Genomic DNA, 19365 nt, shown 5'->3' with positions numbered 1-19365 from the left:
CGCAATCGTGGACGTTACCGCACCATACTATTTGCCAAGCTGCACTCCATCAATGAAGGACCGCAGATCATGGCAAAAAAGACCTTCTTCATCACTGGCGCCAATTCCGGCTTCGGCCTCGCCATCGCTTCCGCCGCCATCCAGATGGGCCATACGGTCATTGGCACCGTGCGGACCGAGACGTCACGCGCGGCACTTGCCGGATCCCTTCCGGCGATCCGCACCGTCATCTGCGATGTCACGGAGTTCGACCGCGTGCCGGACGTCGTCGCGCAGGCGGAGGAAGAGCACGGGCCTGTCGACGTCCTGATCAACAATGCCGGCTACGGCCATGAGGGCGTGCTTGAAGAGTCGTCACTGGAAGAGATGCGGCGTCAGTTCGATGTGAACGTCTTCGGCGCCGTGGCGGTCGCCAAGGCGTTTCTTCCCAGGTTCCGCGAGCGACGCCGCGGCTTCATCGTCAACGTCACGTCGATGGGCGGCATGATCACAATGCCGGGCATCGCTTACTATTGTGGCAGCAAGTTCGCGCTCCAGGGCATATCGGAAGTGATGCGTTCCGAAATGGCCCCATTCGGCGTTCGCGTTGCCGCCGTCTGCCCAGGCTCCTTCCGGACGGACTGGGCCGGACGTTCCATGGTCCGGACCGGGAGGTCCATCAGCGATTACGATGCGCTGTTCGATCCGATCCGGGAGGCCCGACAGGCGAAAAGCGGCAAGCAAATTGGCGATCCGGACAAGCTTGCGACGGCCGTATTGGCCCTGGTCGAAACCGAAGCCCCGCCGCCGCAGCTTCTGCTTGGCAGCGACGCCCTCAAGCTCGTGTCCGAGCGAATCCAGCGGCTGCAGCAAGAGATCGATGCCTGGAAAGCCGTAACTATCTCGACCGACAGCTGACCGCATAGCGACAAAGGCAAACGCGGTCAGGGGCATTCGGCAAGCCTGACCTTGCCGAGTGTTCGGCGGGGGGGGCCATCGACGGGGCGAGTTTCGGACCAGCCTCACCGTCCGCATTGCCTTCCGCGCCGGCTCGCACAATAGTCGGGCCGATGTTCGAGGCGATTGCGAGTCACTGGTCGACGCTTATCCTGATCCTGTCGCTGGCGATGGCGGCGGTGGGCATCGTCCACGCCATCATGACGAAGGAAGACGTGCGCGCGGCCACCGGCTGGGTGGGCGTGATGCTTCTGTCGCCTTTCCTCGGCGCGATCATCTACGCCATTGCCGGCATCAACCGGATCCGCCGCGCGACGATCAGCGCCATGCGGCCGGTCTCGCCCGAGGCCGCTGCCGCCAGGCATGACCGGGACGTCGCGCTGGAAGCCTTGATCAACGCCGAATTCGGCCAGCGTTTCACCGGGCTGAAGACGCTTGGCGACAGAGTGGCGCGGCGCCCGCTCACCTCGGGAAACACCATCGCCGTGCTCAAGACAGGCGACGAAGCCTATACGGCGATGTGCCGGGCGATCGATGCGGCGCAACGAAGCGTGCTTCTGGAAACCTATATTTTCGACAATGACGCGGTCGGGGCGCTTTTCGTCCAGTCGCTCGGCAACGCCGTCAAGCGCGGCGTCACCGTGCGCGTGCTGATCGACGCCGTCGGCGTACGCTATTCGGTGCCCAGCATCCTGAAGCAGCTCAGGGAATCCGACGTCACGGTCGATCTCTTCAACGGCAACATCGTCATGGGCCTGAGACTTCCCTATGCCAATCTCAGGACCCACAGGAAGATACTGATTATCGACGGCACGGTGGCGTTCACGGGAGGCATGAACATCCGCAAGGGATTCTCGGCCGAGCTCGCCGGTTCCGACAGTTCGCGTGACACGCATTTCGAGGTCACCGGGCCGGTGGTGGCCGATCTGTTCTCGGTGGCCGCCGAGGACTGGCGCTTCGCCGGCAACGAGGCCCTGAAGGACGGGCCCTGGCAGGTCGAGCGTGTCGTGCCGCCGCCAGGGCAGCCGATGCTGGTGCGCGCGGTCGCGACCGGGCCGGACGCGTCTAACGAAACCAATCTCAAGTTGCTGATGGGAGCGTTTTCGGTCGCCCGCAAATCGATCCGCATCATGTCGCCCTATTTCCTGCCGGACCGGGAGTTCATCAGCGCGCTGACCACGGCCGGCCGGCGCGGCGTCGAAATCGACATCGTCGTGCCGGCGGTGAACAACCTCTTCCTCGTCGACCATGCGATGACGGCGCAGTTCGACCAGGTTTTGAAGCACTATTGCCGCGTCTGGCGCCACGAAGGCGCGTTCGACCATTCGAAGCTGATGGCGATCGACGGCGTGTGGGCCTATGTCGGCTCTTCCAATCTGGACGCCCGCTCGCTGAGGCTGAATTTCGAGATCGACTTGGAAGTGCTGGATAAAAATTTCGCCGCCGAGATCGACGCCCGTATCGCGGCCGCCATCTCGACCGCGCAGCCGGTGACGCTGCAGACGCTGAAGGCAAGGCCGTTCGCAATCCGCGTCTTCGACCGTTTGCTGTGGCTGGGATCGCCCTATCTTTAGAGCAGGAAATCGAGCATCGGGATCATGGAGATAGACGACATCAAAGGACGCAGCCTGCCCGAGACCGTGCTGCTCTCGATCCGCAGCAGAAGCGCACGCAAGGCGAAGGCGACGCCGCGCAAGCGCGTCAACGACACGGAAATCGTCGTCGCCTCCTACAACGTCCACAAATGCATCGGCACCGACCGCAGATTTGACCCTGAACGGACGGCGCGCGTCATCCGCGAAATGAGCCCCGACGTGATCGCGCTGCAGGAGGCCGACAACCGCTTCGGCGACAGGGCCGGGCTGCTCGACCTGGCCCGCCTGGAGCTGGAAACGGGGCTGGTGCCAGTGCCGGTCAGCGGCAACGGCAAGGGGCATGGCTGGCGCGGCAATGTGCTGTTGTTCAAGCGCGGCACCGTGCGCGACGTCCACCAGCTCAAGCTGCCCGGACTGGAGCCGCGCGGCGCGCTGGTCGCCGAGATCGATCTCGACGAGAAACGGTCGCTGCGCGTCATTGCCGCCCATCTCGGCCTGCTGCGCCGCTCGCGCTCGGAACAGGCGCGCGTCGTGCTCGACATCATGAGCAGCGCCGACGAGAGGCCGACGCTGCTTCTGGGCGACCTCAACGAATGGCGGCTCGGCAACCGCTCGGCGTTGAACACGCTGCACACGACCTTCGGCCCGACGCCGGCGGTGCCGACTTTCCCATCCGGCCTGCCGGTGCTGGCGCTCGACCGCATCATGGGCAACCGGCACGACCTGGTTTCAGGCGTCGAGGCGCACGACACGCCGCTGTCGCGGGTCGCCTCCGACCACCTGCCGCTGACGGCCTTCGTGCATCTTTGAGAGAGGCCGCTTTCAGCCTTCCCTCAGCCACACCAGCATCTCGCCGGGATCCCGATTATCCCACGCGAAATAGGGAATGGCCTTGAGTTTCGTCTCCTCGGTCGCCGGCGGCTCAGGGCGGTAGAGATCGCGGCCCAAGTTTTCCGTTTCGGCCCGGCTGCCGATGGCCGAAAGCGTGACGACGCCGCCGAGCAGGTTTGGCTCCTTGTGCGCCTCGAGCCTTGCCTCGCGCGGCAGCGCTATGCGATGTAGCCCGCCGCCATTGTCGGTCTCCTCGACGCAATAGATCAGCGGGCCGCGCGCGAGCGCCACGCGGCCGATGTCCTGGCGCACCTGCGGATTGGCGAAGAGGCGCGCCATCGACATTTCGAGGTCGAGCTCGACCTTGTCGCCCTGGCGCCATTCGCGGCGGATCGCGGCATAGCCGTCGACCGTCGCCGCTTCCAGATCGACGAGCTTGCCGTTGACACGCAAAGCCGCCTTGCGGCACCAGGCGGGTATGCGCAAGTGAAGCGTGAACTCTACGGGCGCCTCCGGCCCGATCTCGATCGCAATCGCGCCGTCCCAGGGATAGCTGCTGGTCTGGACGAGCGTCACCTGCCGGCCGGCGATCTCGAAGCGCGCAGTCGAATCGCCATAGAGATGCACCGCCAGCGCATCGTCGGCTAGGCTGTAGAAATAGCTGCCGATGGAGGCCACCATGCGGCCGATATTGGGCGGGCAGCACGGGCAGCGGTGCCATTTCCAGCGATGGTGGCCACCGCGACTCTCCAGCGGGTTCTCGTAGAAGAACAGCGAGCCGTCGAGCGACAGGCCGGAGATCGAGCCGTTGTAAAGCGCCCGTTCCATCATGTCGGCGTAGCGGGCGTTCGGACCCATGCCGAGCATGCGGCTTGCCCAGAACACCAGGCCCACCGAAGCGCAGGTCTCGGCATAGGCGGTGTCGTTGGGCAGGTCGTAGTCGCTCGTAAAACCTTCATTGTGCGCCGACGGACCGAGGCCGCCGGTGACGTAGAGGCTCTTGGTCATGAGATCGTCCCACAGGCGGTCAAGCGCGACCCTGAGCGTGTCGTCGCCATATTCCGTGGCGATGTCGGCCATGCCGGAATAGAGATACATCGCCCTCACCGCATGGCCGACGACCTTGTCCTGCTCGCGCACCGGCTTGTGCGACTGGTTGTATTCATAGGTCTTGAAGTGATAGGCCTTGGGATCGGCGCCGCGGGCGCGCGCCTCCTCGTCGAAATAATGCGGCTGCTGACCGCGCTGGTCGATGAAATATTTCGCCAGGTCCATGTACTTCTTCTCGCCAGTCACCCGAGCGAGCTTGACCAGCGCCAGCTCGATTTCCTCATGGCCGCAATAGCCATTTTTCTTGCCAGGCTCGGGGCCGAACATCGAGGCGATGTGGTCAGCGTAGCGGCACATGATGTCGAGCAGCTTGCGCTTTCCCGTCGCCTGATAATAAGCGACCGCGCCCTCGATCAGGTGGCCGGCGCAGTAGAGTTCGTGGCAGTCGCGCAGGTTGGTCCAGCGCAGGCCCGGCTGGATGCGCTGGTACCAGCTGGAGAGATAGCCGTCCTCCTGCTGCAGTTTTTCGTACATGTCGATGACGGCGTCGATCTTCTTCTCGAGCTCGGGATTGCGGCGACGGTAGAGCGAATAGGCCGCGGTCTCGATGGTCTTGCCCCAGTCGGAGTCCCAGAACATCTGTGTCGTCACAGTCGAGCCGGTGAAGGTAGGATTGGCTGCCTCGTCCGGCGACGGCGAATGGAAGGGAATGACGACGCCCGGCGACGGCACGTCCGGATCGATCTGCTCCAGCATGCGCGCCTCGACGCAGCGGTCGTAGAGGATCTCGGCGGTGCGCGTCGCGACCGCGTCGACACGGTCGCCCCAGAAGCCGCGGACATCGACCTGCGGTACTGGCAACGGGCGGAAGGCGAGCTTCGGCCTGGCGGAGGGCTGCGCGGCGGGCTGCGATGCGGTCATGATTTCACTCCATTCGAATTACTTGACGGCCCCGGCCATGAGGCCGCGGATGTAGAAGCGCTGCAGCGCCAGGAACAGGATCAGGCAGGGCACCATCATCACCGTGACGCCGGCCTGCACCGCGCCCCAGTCAATCGCGCCGAAGCGGCCGGACTGAAGGGCGGTCATCATCACCGGCAGGGTGAATTTGGACTGGTCGGTCATCAGCACAAGGGCTGCCAGGAACTCGTTCCAGGCGCCGAGGAAGGCGAACAGCGCGATGGTGACGACGCCGGGCCAGACCAGCGGCAGCATGACTTTGATCAGCATGGTGACATTGTTGGCGCCATCCATGCGCGCGGCCTCCTCGATCTCGCGCGGCACGGCGTCGAAAGCGTTGCGCATCATGAAGATCGAGAAAGGCAGCTGCAGCGTGACGTAGACGCAGACCAGCCCGGTCAGCGTGTTGTGCAGACCGAGCTTCGTCAGCACCAGGAAGATCGGCGTCAGGATCGACTGGAACGGGATCATGATCGTCGACAGGATCAGGATGAAGAAGAAATCCCGGAACGGAAAGCGGAAGCGCGAGAAACCGTAGCCGGCGAGCACGCTGACCAGCACCGAGAGCAGCACCGTCATAACCGAGACATAGATGCTGTTCTGCGCCGAGACCCAGAGCCCGTCGCCGAAGGAGTTCAACGTCTGATAATTCTCGATCGAGAAACCGGTGGTCGGCCAGGGCGGCAGCGGCGGCTGGCGCGCTTCCTGCGCCGGCTTGAAGGTCGACAGCACGGTCCAGACGATCGGCGCCAGGAACAGCACCGAGGCGATGGTGCCGGTGGAGTGCCTGGCGAGGCTGAAGCCGACTTTCCGATTTTGCGACATCGCCTCGGCCATCAGTCGAGCCCCTCCGGCTTGCGCAGCAGCCAGAGCTGGATGAGGCTGAGCGCCACCAGGATGACCAGCAGCACCATCGAGAGCGCGGCGCCGTAGCCAAGCTTGAACGAGACGAAGGACTGGTTGAAGATCCAGTAGACCGCCGTCAGCGTCTGGTTGCGCGGGCCGCCGCGCAGGATGATGTAGAACTGGTCGAAGGCGAGGATCGAGCCCGCCACCGACAGGATCAGCGCCAGCGCCAGCGTGCGGCGCATCAGCGGCAAGGTGATGGCCCGGAACCTTGCGAACGGCCCTGCCCCGTCGATGACCGCCGCCTCCTGCAGGTCCTGCGGGATCGATTGCAGGCCGGTCATCAGGATGATCATGGTGAAGCCGGCGACCTTCCAGACCACCATGGCGATGATCGACCAGAAGGCCGGCTGGAACGTGGCGAGAAGATTGACCTTCTTCGCGGTCAGGCCGAGATCGAAGGCGGCCGGGCTGAACAGGCCGGAATCGACGTTGAGCAACCAGGACCAGAGCAGGCTCGCCGAGGCGAAGCCGACCACCGCCGGCATGAAGAAGGCGGTGCGGTAGAGATTGGTGAGCGGGCGCGGCTTTTCGATGAAGATCGCCAGCGGGAAGGCGACGGCGAAGATCGCGATGGTGACGATCACCGTGTAGTAGAAGGTGAATTTCAGCGCATTCCAGAAGCGCGTGTCGCGCAGGATGGCAAAGTAGTTGTCGAGGCCGATGAAGGCATGCTCGCCCATCAGCGGCCAATTGTGGAGCGACATCCAGGCGGTCATGCCGAGCGGGATGACGAAGAAGACGGTGACCAGGGCGACGGCCGGCAGGACATAGAGCAGGCCCACCCATTGCCGGCGGCTGACGCCGATGCGTGAGCGGGCGGGAGCGGAGGTTGCGGTGATGGCGGTCATGGCTGGGCTCCCCCTTCTCCCCTTGTGGGAGAAGGTGGATCGGCGCGTAGCGCCGAGACGGACGAGGGGTGTTCCAGGGAACGCCAACGCATCACTCCGCTGGAACACCCCTCATCCGTCGCCTTCGGCGACACCTTCTCCCACAAGGGGAGAAGGGGGAGCGAACCTCGCGGCGCCGCAAATTGGTGAGCGTGCTTTCTCAACGCGATAAAACCCTGCCATTCAGCGATGCAGTCCCCGGCCGCCCGGCCAGGGAGACGGGGCGGGCGGCCGGTCAGAGCCTTGGCGGCGAGGCGTTGCGCTATCCTCGCCGCCGGCTGGCCCTGGTGTCTACTTGTTCGGCGCCTGGTCGATAATCGACTGCATCGTCTCCTGCGCGTTCTTGATGGCGCCGTCGACATCGTCACCGAAGAACACCTCGTTGATCATCTGCGTCCACGGCCCGTTGGCCGAGTTGATCAGGTCGTTGAACACCACCGAATAGGGCGTCCTGCCCTTGGCCATCGCCTCGGCCGCCACCTGATAGCGCGGGTCGAGATCCTTCAGCGCGTCCTTGGCGATGTCGTTTCGCACCGGCAGGCTGCCATATTTGGCCAGAATGGTCTGGCCTTCCAGCGAATAGGCGAAGTCGAGGAACTCCTTCACCACGGCGATCTTCTTGGTGCCCTTGGTGACGACGAAATTGTCGCCGCCGGCGAAGGACGACCAGCCGCCATCCTTGCCCGGCAGGAAGGTGATGCCGTAGTCGACGTCCGGGTATTGCGTGTTGAGCGCGCCGATGGCGAAGGCGCCGGACGGCGAGATGCCGATCTTGCCGCCGGCGAAGGCGGCGAAGAAGTTGGCGCCGGTGTCGGTCTGCGCGCCCTCGGGCACCAGGCCCTTCTTGACCATCGAACGGTAGAGATTGATCGCGCCGCGCAGCTGCGGGCTGTCCAGCGTCGCCTTCGAGCCGTCCTCGGACAGGATGTCGCCGCCGGAGGCCCAGATCAGCGGCGTGAAGGTGAAGATGTTGCAGCCGCCGCAATTGCCGGAGAAATAGAAGCCCTTGATGTCGCCGCCGAGCGCGTTGACCTTCTCGGCGTCGGCCTCGATCTCGGCCCAGTTGGTCGGTCCCTTCTCGGGGTCGAGCCCGGCCTGCTTGAACAGCTTCTTGTTCCAGATCAGCACCGAGGCGTCGGCCGAGAACGGCAGGCCGTAGATGCGGTCCTTATACGTGCCGGTCTTCACATGCGCCGGCGACAGGCTGGCGAAATAGGGCAAGGATTTCGCCCAATCGGTGATGTCCTCCAACTGGCCGGCGGCGGCGAAGGACGGCGTGTAGATCAGGTCAAGCGAGAGCGCGTCGGGCGCGGTGCCGCCGGCGGCGGCGGCGCCATATTTCGGGATGATCTCGGCGTTGGGAATGATGTCTAGCTTGATCTGGTCCTTGTTGGCCTTGTTGAAGGCGTCGACGATGCGCGGCATGAAATTCGAGCCGTCAGCGCGCACCCAGATGTTGGCGGTCTCGGCGGACGCCGCCTGCAGGCCGCCGCCGATGACGGCCGCGGCCAAAGCCAGCTTGGCAAACATGGTCTTCATTTTACTCCTCCTCATGGTTCTCCTCCCTGTTTTGGCCACGCCGCCCGGTCTAACCGGCGCGTAGCCTTGTTGCTTCATTGCGGCGGACTGCCGCATGACTGACGCACCACCAGCCGGCACGGCAGTTTCCTGATGCCCGGCGCGGCCGGGTGGCCGTCGACGAGCGAAAGCAGGGCAAGCCCGGCCTCGCGGCCGAGGCTCGCCAGGTTCATGTCGATCGAGGTCAGCGGCGGGCGCGTCGCCTCGGCCACGATCTCCCAATTGTCGAAGCCGATGATGCCGACATCCTCGGGCACGCGGATACCGCGCTCGCGCAGCGCATCGATGACGCCGCGCGCAATCTGGTCGTTGCCGCAGAAGACGGCGTCCGGCCATCCTTCCCTGCCCGCCTTGCCGAACAGTCTTGCCACCGCATCGTGGCCCCAGGCCTCCGACCAGGCGCCGAGCAGCGGCTCGGCTGCGGGCAAGCCGTTCTCCCTCAGGACGTCGCGGTAGGCCCCTGCCCGCGTGTGCACCACCGCGAAGCTCGCCGGGCCGCTGACATGGGCGATGCGGCGGCGCCCGAGCCGCAAGAACTGCTCCACCGCCAGCCGCGCGCCGCCGGCGTCATCGGAAACGAGCCCAACCGCGCCGGGATCCGGCTGGGTGAAGGCGTAGACGACCGGAATGCGCAGGTTGGAGAGATCGACCGGCAGATGGCGGTCGATGCGTTTTCCGGTGGCGACGATGCCGTCGACGCGCTTGTCGAGCATGGCCTCGACATGCAGCTGGCCGAGCCGCTGGTCGTCCTCGACGTTGCACAGGAACACCGACACGCCCTTGTCGACCAGCGCATCCGAAACGCCGGCCATCAGCGGCAGCGAGAAGCGGCCATAGGTATCGTTGGTGAGCAGGCCGACGGTGAAGGAGCGTTTTCGCAACAGACTCTGCGCCAGGCTGTTCGGCCGGAAGCCGAGCAGCCGCGCCGTCTCGCGGATGCGCTCGCGCGTTTCCGCCGTCATCCGCCCCTGCCCGTTCAGCGCCTTCGACGCCGTCGCCACGCTGACGCCGGCCGCGGCGGCGACCTCGCGCAGCGTGACCGGCGGCTTGGCGGAAACTGGCGCAGGCTCGGCGTCGGCGGACATGGTCGCGGCGAATTCCCCTAGCTGGGAAAAGGTTTTCTCTTCCCGCCCAGCGCGGTGATGACGGGTGAGTCAGCGGACGCGAAGCGGGTTGGGAAAAGGTTTTCTCAAGCGGAGATTAGGGGAAGGCGGCGGGGTTGGCAAGGGGGTTGAGACACACTGGTGCCAAGCGGAGGTCGCAGGTGCGTAGCAATAGCTTCAGTATCTCATCTTACGCTGAAAATAGGTCGGTCACCCGTGCGAAAGGCTGTCGCCGCTCGGAGTGGTACCGCACCTTCTTGCGGATGACCTCCCCCAAGTCTAACCGCCGGTTGAGTGCGTGATAGACGTCAGCACCGTCCATCATGATCAAGCGACGCGCGGTGAAGGCTTCGAAGCTCTGACCGGAAAAACCGCCATATGAGACATAGAGCCCCCTAGTCCAGTCCGGACGTTCAAGTAGCTTGCCTTGGAAGCCGTGCAGCGATGCGGCGTCGACCGGACGTGTATGCCACTTAGCCTCGACCAGATAGGTGCTGCCCTCGTGTTGAAATGAGCCGTCGATCTGTTCAGTGGCTGTCCGGAAAGAGGCGTGTGCATCCAGACCCCACACGTCGCACCAGCGTTTGAGAAAGCGCTCGAACGCATAGCCTCGCTGCTGCGGCGCCTCGTCCATCGCTGCCATCGCCAAAAATTCCTGCTCCAATGCCGCCAGAACACCATCGTTTGGCCCTTTCGGCTCAGGTGCAGATGGTTGCACGGCGCTTGGATCTGCCAGCAACGGTTTGCCTCCGAGTTTGATAAGCAGGTTGCTGAGGCGTTGCCGGGCATTAGGGACATTCTCAGCCTCGCCGCGATCGAGCATACCGGCTTCGCGATATTCCCACAGAGCCGTGAGCGCCCGCACTACGTCGGCGTTGGGCGCAATCTCAATGAAGGCGCGGAAGTGTTTTCCCTTCGACGTTCCATACATTGCGTAGCGGTCATGGTAGATGTCGATCTTTAGATCACGATTAAAAAACGCTGCGAACCGATCGTTACTGAAATCCAGCACATAGCCGCTGTACATTCCGAAAATGCCGTCAATCAACGCCATCTCAGTGGTCGTCAGTTGCGCCATGGAATCGCCCAATCAATTTATGATGACTTGTAGCAATTGTAGGCTAGTGCCTCCGACGTTCGCAATCCAAACGTGGTGGCGAGAGGAAACGAGCCCGGCGGCCCAGCCTATTGCTTGAAACAATGCTCCCGGTGCCATTGCAAGAACCGAGGATGCGGTCGTTCAGACTGCCGGCTCGGCTGAAGCGCGCGACGCGTCTTGTTGATGAACCCATGCACGCTGTCGAGGTCGTTGACCTGGCGCGAGATCAGGATCTCCAGGTCATCGGATAGGCTGATCAAACCGCGGTCGAACATCCAATGCGCTGTGCCCGACAGCGCGATGCCGTTGTTGATGACGTCCGGGCCGCTATTTTCGACCGGCCGGATATGAGCGGCTGAGACCTCGGCTCGGCCGCCGCCATTGATCAGCTTCAGCCCTGTGATCGCGCAGCGCTCGTCATACGCGCGCAAAACGATGCGGCGAAAGATGCGATCCCGGACTATCCGCGATCCGATGTAGTTCACCCGGTCGCGGCTCTGCTCAAACTGAAATGGCGCCTGCTCCTCTTTAAAGCCCACGCCGATGCGCGGGAGCACCACCTCACTCGTGTCGAAAGCCAGATCGATGATGCGGTTGAAGTCGGCAGGACTGAGTGCGCGGACGGCGGATTGGGCACGGCCGGATATTCTGCCCTCGTTATTGAGCAGACCTCGTTCGACCAAACCGTCTGCCCCGTTGAATGGAACAGGATTGACGAAATCGAGGTAGGTTCCGGGTTCAATCAGAGCGAGGTACATGTCAGGCGCCGCGGGATCGGGAATGACCTGCTGGACCTTGGCCATCGCGAAGTAACCGCGCGTCTCGGCCACTTTGCTGGGTTCGTAATAGATGATCCAATCGCCGACGCAGGCTTCGACACGGCGCAGATACTGGCGAGGGAATTGGTACTGCTCAGCGGGGCTGTCGTGGTAGATCGAATCGGAGCGGTGAATGAAAACCCCAAATGCCATGATCTTCTATAATGCTTTCCTGGAATTAACTGCCGAACCGTACGGCACAAAATCGAGAACTCAGTCCAGGCCGGCTCCGATTCCCCAGTTTCGAGGGGGATGAACGACCGATGGCATCTGCAGTATCTATTTCTTCGCTAGCTCCATCAGGTCGGCCAAATTGGGCGGAGCAATTTCAGAATGAGTACTGCCATCCACCGGCCGGAACAGTGCATTGAAAACGATCGCCAACTCAGCGGGTGTCGCAGCTTGGTCGACCGTGAGTGCGCTATATGTCGTTGCGATGGTTCCTCGAAGCCTCGCATCGGCACCCAGGGCCAGATTCTGCACTATCACCCGGCTGACGTGCCGCAGCAGCCATGCGAAGGCCAGCGTAGGGAGTGTAATGAACGCCAGTGGTACAAGGGCGAGCAGACCCGGGTCCTGAGCGTCTCCGACGATGCGTCGATGGGCGTCTGCCACCAGATCAACACCGTAGTGCGTAAGCCAATATATTCCGCCTCCTAACCCGAGCAGAAACAACGCACCGAATCCGAACGCTATCGAAACGTGGCCGTTTGCCTTTTTTGACCAGTATGTCGTCGGTGCCTCCAAAACGAGGCGCCTTCGCACCTTATCTTCAAGTTCCAATATGCGCGTGCTGGAGTCAGCTAACGCCTGGGCCAATTGGGCCTGTGCAAATTTTACAGCATCGGCCGAGCGTTGCCGGAAGGTTTCGATTTCTGTTCCTGTATCGCTTTGAGTTTTCGAGCTCCAGGTCTCGAAAGCGTGCTTCATTTCCTGCACTTCGTCTCTATGGGCGAGAGCGTCCGACACGACGCTAGCCAACTGATCCGCTTCCGGCTTTGCCGCCCGTAATGGCACCAGTTCTAAGAGCGCGCCCAAGCCCGATAGCCACACGGCCCAGGGGAATGGCTGACGATTGCCCTGGTCGGGCCACGCATTCTGTGGGCCAAGCGCGGCAGCAATGGCTGCTACGGCGCCAGGATACAGCTTAGGTTTCTCAGATCGCAGCTTGGAAAGGAAGCGGCCATACAACCCCTCACTTAGTATGGCACCTCGCTCCTCAAGAATCCTGAGCGCATCTTCCGCATGAGGACCTGTGTTCATGGATTCGCTGAAGATTGCGGTTGTCAGCGGATCTAGGAAGGCAAGGCCTTGTGAGCCACCCGGAAGCGGGAATTCTTTGGGCTGATTTTGTTCCTGCCAGTGTCTGATTTCAGACGTTAAGAACGAACGCAGTTCGTCCTGGCTACGAAATTTTTTACTCCAGCGCTGGCCTGGAACACTGAATCTAACCGGATATCCGCCATCCTTAGATTTGATTGGCATACCATACCCCCCGCCCAAATAGCGATCATAACCCAACTTTTTCGATGCTATTTTCACACCACACAGTTGTGCAAGTGAGCCGTGGTGGACGCCGTCATTATCCCCCACTTCTGGCAATCACGATTTCACCTGGCCCGCTTCTGCCAACGTATCCCCACCCGCTACGCCGGCCAGCCCGCGGGCGAGGATCAAAGCGGATGCGGCAATCCCTCGCCGGCTGTCCCTTCTGGCATGGATGGAAACTCGCCTACCCGCCTCCTAAGAAACTGACAGAATATTCGAACCCGATTCATCCGTTCAGCGTCCCCGAGGCGCAGCCTCCACCAGCGAGACCCGGCTCAGAGTGGTGAAGGTGCTCGTTGGGGAGACGCATGCGCGCCTGGTCCGAAACCACGCGTCGCGATCGCGCAAGGCCTATTTCGTGAAACTGGTCCAGCGTCGAACAAGTGGCCGGACCAGAAACCGCGCCCTCCCGCAGCCAAACCGACCTTTTCTGGGTGCGCACCGGGTTTATACCTGCCGTTACGGGAGTTTACCCCCGGGTGTGGCATTTCTGCCACGACAAAATTCGACAACCCCTGCTAGAACCTCGTCGGGTTTTAACTTGGGGTTATGGGCTATGCTTCTTCGTATTTCCGTGAAATCCGTTTTGCTGGGCGCCGTTTCGGCCGTCGCTTTGATGTCGGCCGCGCAGGCCGCCGACGTGGTCCAGGAGCAGGCGGCTCCGGGCTTCAACTGGAGCGGCATCTATGTCGGCTTCGGCCTCGGCGCCGGCGCCAATGTGCACAAGCTCAGCAGCGATTTTGTGCCTGTTTCGCTGAACGGCATCGGTGGCGAAGGCGTCTATGGCCAAGTGACTGCCGGCTATGATTACATGGTCTCGCAGCGCTTCCTGCTCGGCGGCCTGATCGACGCGCATGTCGGCACGATCAAGACTTCGCTCGATGCCGGCGGCCTCAATGCCGATATCAAGGAAACTTACGGCTTCGATGTTGGCGTTCGCGCCGGCTACCTGTTGACGCCGACCACGCTGGGCTATGTCCTGGGCGGCTATGCCTGGCAGAAGTACAAGCTCGACACCAATACCGGCTTCGGTTTCGATTGGGACCAGGGCGGCTACTTTGTCGGCGCCGGCGTTGAAACGGCGATCAACAGCAACTGGACGCTGAAGGGCGAGTACCGCTACACCCGCTTCAGCACCAACGACAGCCTGCTCTCGGATGCCGGATTCCTGGCACCGGACGGCACGCTCAACCTGGACACCTCGCGCCATACGTTCGAGGTCGCCGCCAGCTATCGCTTCAACGCCAATGACGGCGGCGGCGCCAGCTTCGAGACGCCTTCCTACAACTGGACCGGCTTCTATGTCGGCGGTGGGCTCGGTGCCGGCGCGGTCGTGCACCAGATCGAGATTCCGCCGCTCGCCAGCGCCAAGTTCAATGGCCTCGGCGGCGAAGGCGTGTTCGGCGAAGCCAGCATCGGCTACGACCAGGACATGGGCAGCTGGGTGGTCGGCGGCCTCGTCGACGCGCGTCTCTCCGGTATCAAGTCGAAGCTTGAGCTGGGCGGGTTCCTGGGTGTCGATTCGATCAACCTCAATACCGATTATGGTTTCGACGTGCTCGGCCGCATCGGCATGAAGGTCAACGAGGCGACGCTGGCCTACGCGCTCGCTGGCTACAGCTGGCAGCACTTCAAGCTCGATGCTCCGGCACCGCTCGACGCCGATTGGGGCTCCAGTGGCTTCTCGGTCGGCGCGGGCCTGGAAACTGCCCTGTCGGACAAGATGACCGTCGGCATCGAATACCGTTACTCGCAATTCGAGAAGGAAGACTTCTCGGATGCATTGCCGATCCCGAGCGGTCTCGCGATGGCGACGCCGTCCTTCCACACCGTGCGGATCGACGCCAAGTACAAGTTCAACTAAGCCAAGGCCTCCAGCCAAAGCGAAAGCCCGTCGGTCATTCCGGCGGGCTTTTTTATTTTGTCGGGAACGCGCCGGCGTGGCCGTCCTATGGTGCGAGACCTGACCAAATAGAGGATGCCATGAGAAAGCTCATCGTCACCGAATTCATCAGCATCGACGGCGTCGCCGAGCACGAGAGGCTGCCGAACGTCGCCTGGAACGATGAGATGCAGGCATTCAAGGAGGATGAGCTTGCCGACAGCGGCGCCATGCTTCTCGGACGCGTCACCTACGAAATCTTTGCCGGCCACTGGCCTGCCGAAAAAGGCGACTTCGCCGACCGCTTCAACGCACTGCCGAAATATGTCGCCTCGACGACCTTGAAAGGCCTCGATTGGCATCCGGCCGAATTGCTCGAAGGCCCCCTTACCGATGCGGTCACCCGGCTGAAGCAACGAAGCGGCGGCAACATCTATGTGCATGGCAGCGTGAATCTCGCCCGGCAACTGCTCGGCGTTGGCCTTGTCGATACCCTCAGACTGCTCGTTTATCCGGCAGCCGCAGGCCAGGGCGAACGGCTCTTTCCTTCGGATAAACCGACAGCGCTCGAGCTTGTTTCGGCCGTGCCGTTCAGCAATGGCGTGGTGGCGATGGAATACAGGGCGGTCGCGAAAGCTTAGACTAGATCAGGATGACGTTTCGTTGAATCGCCATCCTGATCTAACTCTTTGTTGGAGCATGATCTTCTCCGAAAACCGGTTCCCACTTTTCGGGATCATGCTCTAGAGGGGCGGTTTTCCGTCCGGAATTGCGTCAAAACAAAGAGATAGGCGTTTCGCCGTTTCCATGGAACGGTGAAACGTACTGGTGGCCTACTGTCTAAATGCCCGGCTGATCTGATCCTGCAGCGGCTTGACCAGATAAGACATCACCGAGCGATCCTCGGTCCTGATGAAGGATTCCACCGGCATGCCGGGAACCAGCTTGACCTCGCCGAGCCGCGCGACTTCGGCGGCCGTCGTGGTAATGCGCACCGTGTAATAGCTGACGCCCGTGCGCTGGTCGGTGGTGATGTCGGGCGAGGTCCGCTCGACGACGCCGTTGATCTGCGGTGTGGTGCGCTGGTTGAAGGCCGAAAAGCGCAGCGAAGCGGGCTGGCCGACCCACAGCTGGTCGATGTCGCTCGGCGCGATCTTGGCTTCCACCGCAAGGCTGTCATTGTCGGGCACGACCTGCATGATCGTCTCGCCCGGCTTCACCACGCCGCCGATCGTATAGGCGATCGACTGCTGCACGATGCCGTCTTGCGGCGCGCGGATGTCGACCCGCTTCAACTGGTCCTCGGCGGCGACCTTGCGCTCCAGAAGCTCGCCCATCTGGCCGTCGACGTCGCGCAGGTCCTTGTTCACTTCGGTGCTGAGGTCGAGATCGATCTGGATGATCTGCAGCTTGATCTCGGCAATCCGTCCCTGCGCCTGAGCCTGGGCCGCAATTAGCTGGCCGCGCTCGCCGTCGAGGCGCGTGGCCTCTCGCTCGGTCTGGGTCAGCCGGTCGATGGAAATGAGCTTCTTGGCCCAGAGCGTACGCACCGAGGCAAGCTCCTTCTGCACCAGCTCTATCTCCTTGCTCTTGGCCTCAGCCTGCGCCGTGTCGCCGGTGATCTCCTTCTCGAGTTGCGCGATGCGCTCCTCAAGCTGGCTCTTCTGGCCGGCGCGGGACGTGCGCCGTGTCTCGAAATGCTGCTTTTCGCCTGCCACCGCCTCGGCGACGTCAGGATCGGCAATGCGGTCCAAAAGCTCGTTCGGAAAGATGATGGCGTCGCTGCCGCGGCGCTCCGAATCGAGGCGCGCCTTGCGCGCGGCGAGCTGGTCGAGCGCCTTGCTCACCACGCCAAGGTTGGCTGCCGGCACGGTGCGGTCGAGACGGACCAGAAGATCTCCCGCTTTCACGTGGTCGCCGTCCCGGGCGTCGATCTCCGCAACGATGCCGCCGGTGGAATGCTGCACGTCCTTGACGTGGGAATCGACGACGAGGGCGCCGGGGGCGATGACCGCGCCGGCGATCTCGGTGACCGATGCCCAGCCGCCGACGCCGCCCGCAAGCAGGAGCACCACGCCGACGCCAAGCCGCGTGTAGAAGCGGATGGATAAATGCGAAGCGCCTGATATAGCCATGTCAGCGCCCTGCCTCGGTTCCGTCGGCAACGGCCAGATGGGGACCGTCGGAAGCCACTCTCAGTTGCGGGGCGCTGGTCGGCACCGGCCGCAGCGTCGGGAACATCTTGGCGAACACCTCGTCTTTCGGGCCGAAGGCATGGACGCGTCCCTGATTCATCGCCAGCACGAAATCGACGGCCGCCAGCACGTTCGGCCGGTGCGCGACGAGCACGACAACCCCGCCCCGTTCGCGGACGCCCAACATGGCCTTGATCAGGGCCTGCTCGCCGTCCATGTCGAGGTTGGAATTCGGCTCGTCCAGGACCACGAGGAAGGGATCGCGATAGAGCGCGCGCGCCAGCGCGATGCGCTGGCGCTGACCGGCCGAGACCGCCTCGCCGTGCTCGCCAATCTCGGTCTCGTAGCCTTCGCGAAAACCGACGATCAGCTCGTGCGCGCCCGCTGCCTTCGCCGCGGCGATGATGGCGCCGGCGTCCGCGTCCGGCTCGAAGCGCGCGATGTTCTCGGCCACGGTGCCGGCGAAGAGCTCGACATCTTGCGGCAGGTATCCGATATGGCGGCCGCGCTCCGCCTGCGACCATTGATCGAGGTCTGCGCCATCCAGCTTGATGCGGCCGGCGACCGGTTGCCAGGCGCCGACAAGCGCGCGCACCAGCGTGGACTTTCCCGACCCGCTCGGTCCGATGATGCCGACGCCGTGGCCCGCCTCCAGAGCGAAGCTTGCGTCGTGGACCAGCAGTCTCTGCGTGCCCGGGGCGCCGACCGAGACGTTTTGCATGCCGACATTCGCGCTCGGCGGCGGCAGCAACATCGGCTCGGTTTCAGCCGGCAGCGCCGCCAGCACCCTGTTCAGCCGCTGCCAGCCCTGGCGCGCGGTGACGAAGCCCTTCCAGTTGGCGATCGCAAGATCGACCGGAGCCAGCGCGCGGCCGCTGAGGATCGAGGCGGTGATGATAATACCCGCCGTTGCCTGCCCCTCGATGACCAGCCAGGCGCCGAGGCCGAGCATCGACGACTGCAGCAGCATGCGCAGGACCTTCGATATCGCGCCGAAGCCGCCGGCCACGTCGCTCACCTTGCGCTGCTCGGCGATGTAATCGAGGTTGGCGTCTTCCCACCGCGCGGTCAGACCGCCTGCCATGCCCATGGCGGCAACGACCTCGGCGTTGCGATTGGCGGCGCTGACCAGGCCGTTGCGGCGGATGCCGCTCGACGTTCCGGACGAAACCGGCTTTCGCGTCAGCCGTTCGGCCATGATCGTCAGCGCGACCAGCACGACCGCGCCGACCAGCGCCGTCACGCCGAGCAGCCAGTGGAACATGAATATGATAAACAGATAGAGCGGCAGCCATGGCAGGTCGAAAAGCGCCGTTGGCCCGCTGCCCGACAGGAAGACGCGGACGCTGTCGAGGTCGCGCATCGGCTGCAAGCTGTCGCTGTCGCGGCCCGTCCTGAGGGGCAGACGCAGGATTGATTGATAGACTCGGCCGCCGAGCGCCTCGTCAAGAGCCCCGCCGATGCGGACGAGCACGCGTCCGCGCACGAATTCGAGCACTCCCTGTCCGCTATAGAGAATGAGGAGCAGGATGGAGAGGCCAGCCAGCGTCGGCAGGCTGCGGCTCGGCAGCACGCGATCATAGACCTCGAGCATATAGAGCGAGCCGGCGAGCATCAGAACGTTAAGGATGCCGCTGAACAGCCCGACCGCAAGGAAAGCGGAGCGGCAGGCGCGAAGGGCCTCAGCAAGCTCTGAGCCAGGCGGGCGCTTAGTCGGCTTTGCGGCCGGCCGGGTGGACGCGGCAACTTTGGCAGCCGCGTCACGCTCGCCGAAATCAGCAGGACGGGCACGAAACAAAACCAGACCACCGAAACCGGCGATCGCCGTTGCGCCCAACACCGTGCCCCCCGAGAGCGATCCGGCCGCAACAATCGCCACGCCAAGGACGAGAAGGACGAGGCCCGCCAGCCTCGCCCTCGCCTGCCCTGTGCCGAACATGCCGGTTGTTGCCATGTCGGTTTTTCGCCAGGCCT

15 protein-coding genes are annotated in these 19365 nt (G+C 63.2%); 5 read left to right on the top strand and 10 right to left on the bottom strand.

Annotated features, from left to right (window positions below; translation table 11 throughout):
- Positions 1 to 69 precede the first annotated feature (69 nt).
- The 3 genes from FJ423_RS08910 (at position 70) to FJ423_RS08900 (ending at position 3341) form a co-directional block, all read left to right on the top strand.
- A complete protein-coding gene (locus FJ423_RS08910) occupies positions 70 to 897 on the top strand; it encodes an oxidoreductase (RefSeq protein ID WP_140840890.1) in 828 nt (275 codons plus the stop codon).
- A gap of 152 nt (positions 898 to 1049) precedes the next feature.
- Positions 1050 to 2510, top strand: coding sequence for a phospholipase D-like domain-containing protein (locus tag FJ423_RS08905; RefSeq protein ID WP_140840888.1), 1461 nt, complete (start codon positions 1050 to 1052; stop codon positions 2508 to 2510).
- Between the two features lie 24 nt (positions 2511 to 2534).
- Entirely contained in the window at positions 2535 to 3341 is an 807-nt protein-coding gene (locus tag FJ423_RS08900; RefSeq protein ID WP_181170758.1) for an endonuclease/exonuclease/phosphatase family protein, read from the top strand.
- A 12-nt stretch (positions 3342 to 3353) separates the two neighbouring features.
- On the opposite strand, the gene FJ423_RS08895 is transcribed toward FJ423_RS08900, so the two are convergent.
- From FJ423_RS08895 to FJ423_RS08855, 8 genes are all read right to left on the bottom strand, one after another.
- On the bottom strand, positions 3354 to 5333 hold the full coding sequence (locus FJ423_RS08895; RefSeq protein WP_140840886.1) for a glycoside hydrolase family 127 protein: 1980 nt from the start codon (positions 5331 to 5333) through the stop codon (positions 3354 to 3356).
- An 18-nt stretch (positions 5334 to 5351) separates the two neighbouring features.
- Positions 5352 to 6197, bottom strand: coding sequence for a carbohydrate ABC transporter permease (locus FJ423_RS08890; protein ID WP_224712111.1), 846 nt, complete (start codon positions 6195 to 6197; stop codon positions 5352 to 5354).
- A gap of 11 nt (positions 6198 to 6208) precedes the next feature.
- Positions 6209 to 7129 (bottom strand): sugar ABC transporter permease, encoded by a 921-nt coding sequence (locus tag FJ423_RS08885; protein ID WP_140840882.1) that lies wholly within the window; start codon positions 7127 to 7129, stop codon positions 6209 to 6211.
- 330 nt (positions 7130 to 7459) lie between these two features.
- Entirely contained in the window at positions 7460 to 8707 is a 1248-nt protein-coding gene (locus FJ423_RS08875; RefSeq protein WP_140840878.1) for a sugar ABC transporter substrate-binding protein, read from the bottom strand.
- Positions 8708 to 8781: 74 nt separating this feature from the next.
- Positions 8782 to 9831, bottom strand: coding sequence for a LacI family DNA-binding transcriptional regulator (locus tag FJ423_RS08870; RefSeq protein WP_140840876.1), 1050 nt, complete (start codon positions 9829 to 9831; stop codon positions 8782 to 8784).
- A 208-nt stretch (positions 9832 to 10039) separates the two neighbouring features.
- Positions 10040 to 10927, bottom strand: a complete 888-nt coding sequence (locus FJ423_RS08865; protein ID WP_140840874.1) for a restriction endonuclease — start codon at positions 10925 to 10927, stop codon at positions 10040 to 10042.
- A 107-nt stretch (positions 10928 to 11034) separates the two neighbouring features.
- A complete protein-coding gene (locus FJ423_RS08860) occupies positions 11035 to 11919 on the bottom strand; it encodes an HNH endonuclease (protein ID WP_140840872.1) in 885 nt (294 codons plus the stop codon).
- A gap of 126 nt (positions 11920 to 12045) precedes the next feature.
- The gene (locus FJ423_RS08855; RefSeq protein ID WP_246680119.1) at positions 12046 to 13359 is read right to left on the bottom strand and encodes a DUF6161 domain-containing protein; all 1314 of its coding nucleotides are present in this window, start codon (positions 13357 to 13359) and stop codon (positions 12046 to 12048) included.
- 511 nt (positions 13360 to 13870) lie between these two features.
- On the opposite strand from FJ423_RS08855, the gene FJ423_RS08850 reads away from it, so the two are divergent.
- A complete protein-coding gene (locus FJ423_RS08850; protein WP_140840870.1) occupies positions 13871 to 15178 on the top strand; it encodes an outer membrane beta-barrel protein in 1308 nt (435 codons plus the stop codon).
- A gap of 119 nt (positions 15179 to 15297) precedes the next feature.
- Positions 15298 to 15837 (top strand): dihydrofolate reductase family protein, encoded by a 540-nt coding sequence (locus tag FJ423_RS08845; RefSeq protein WP_140840868.1) that lies wholly within the window; start codon positions 15298 to 15300, stop codon positions 15835 to 15837.
- Positions 15838 to 16029: 192 nt separating this feature from the next.
- Here FJ423_RS08845 and FJ423_RS08840 read toward each other — a convergent pair whose 3' ends face one another.
- Positions 16030 to 17331, bottom strand: coding sequence for an HlyD family type I secretion periplasmic adaptor subunit (locus FJ423_RS08840; RefSeq protein ID WP_140840866.1), 1302 nt, complete (start codon positions 17329 to 17331; stop codon positions 16030 to 16032).
- A gap of 1 nt (position 17332) precedes the next feature.
- Positions 17333 to 19345, bottom strand: coding sequence for a type I secretion system permease/ATPase (locus FJ423_RS08835; RefSeq protein WP_246680110.1), 2013 nt, complete (start codon positions 19343 to 19345; stop codon positions 17333 to 17335).
- Positions 19346 to 19365 lie beyond the last annotated feature (20 nt).

It is taken from the genome of Mesorhizobium sp. B2-8-9 (assembly GCF_006439475.1).
Lineage (GTDB): Bacteria > Pseudomonadota > Alphaproteobacteria > Rhizobiales > Rhizobiaceae > Mesorhizobium.
This window is presented reverse-complemented; position numbering and strand designations above follow the sequence as displayed.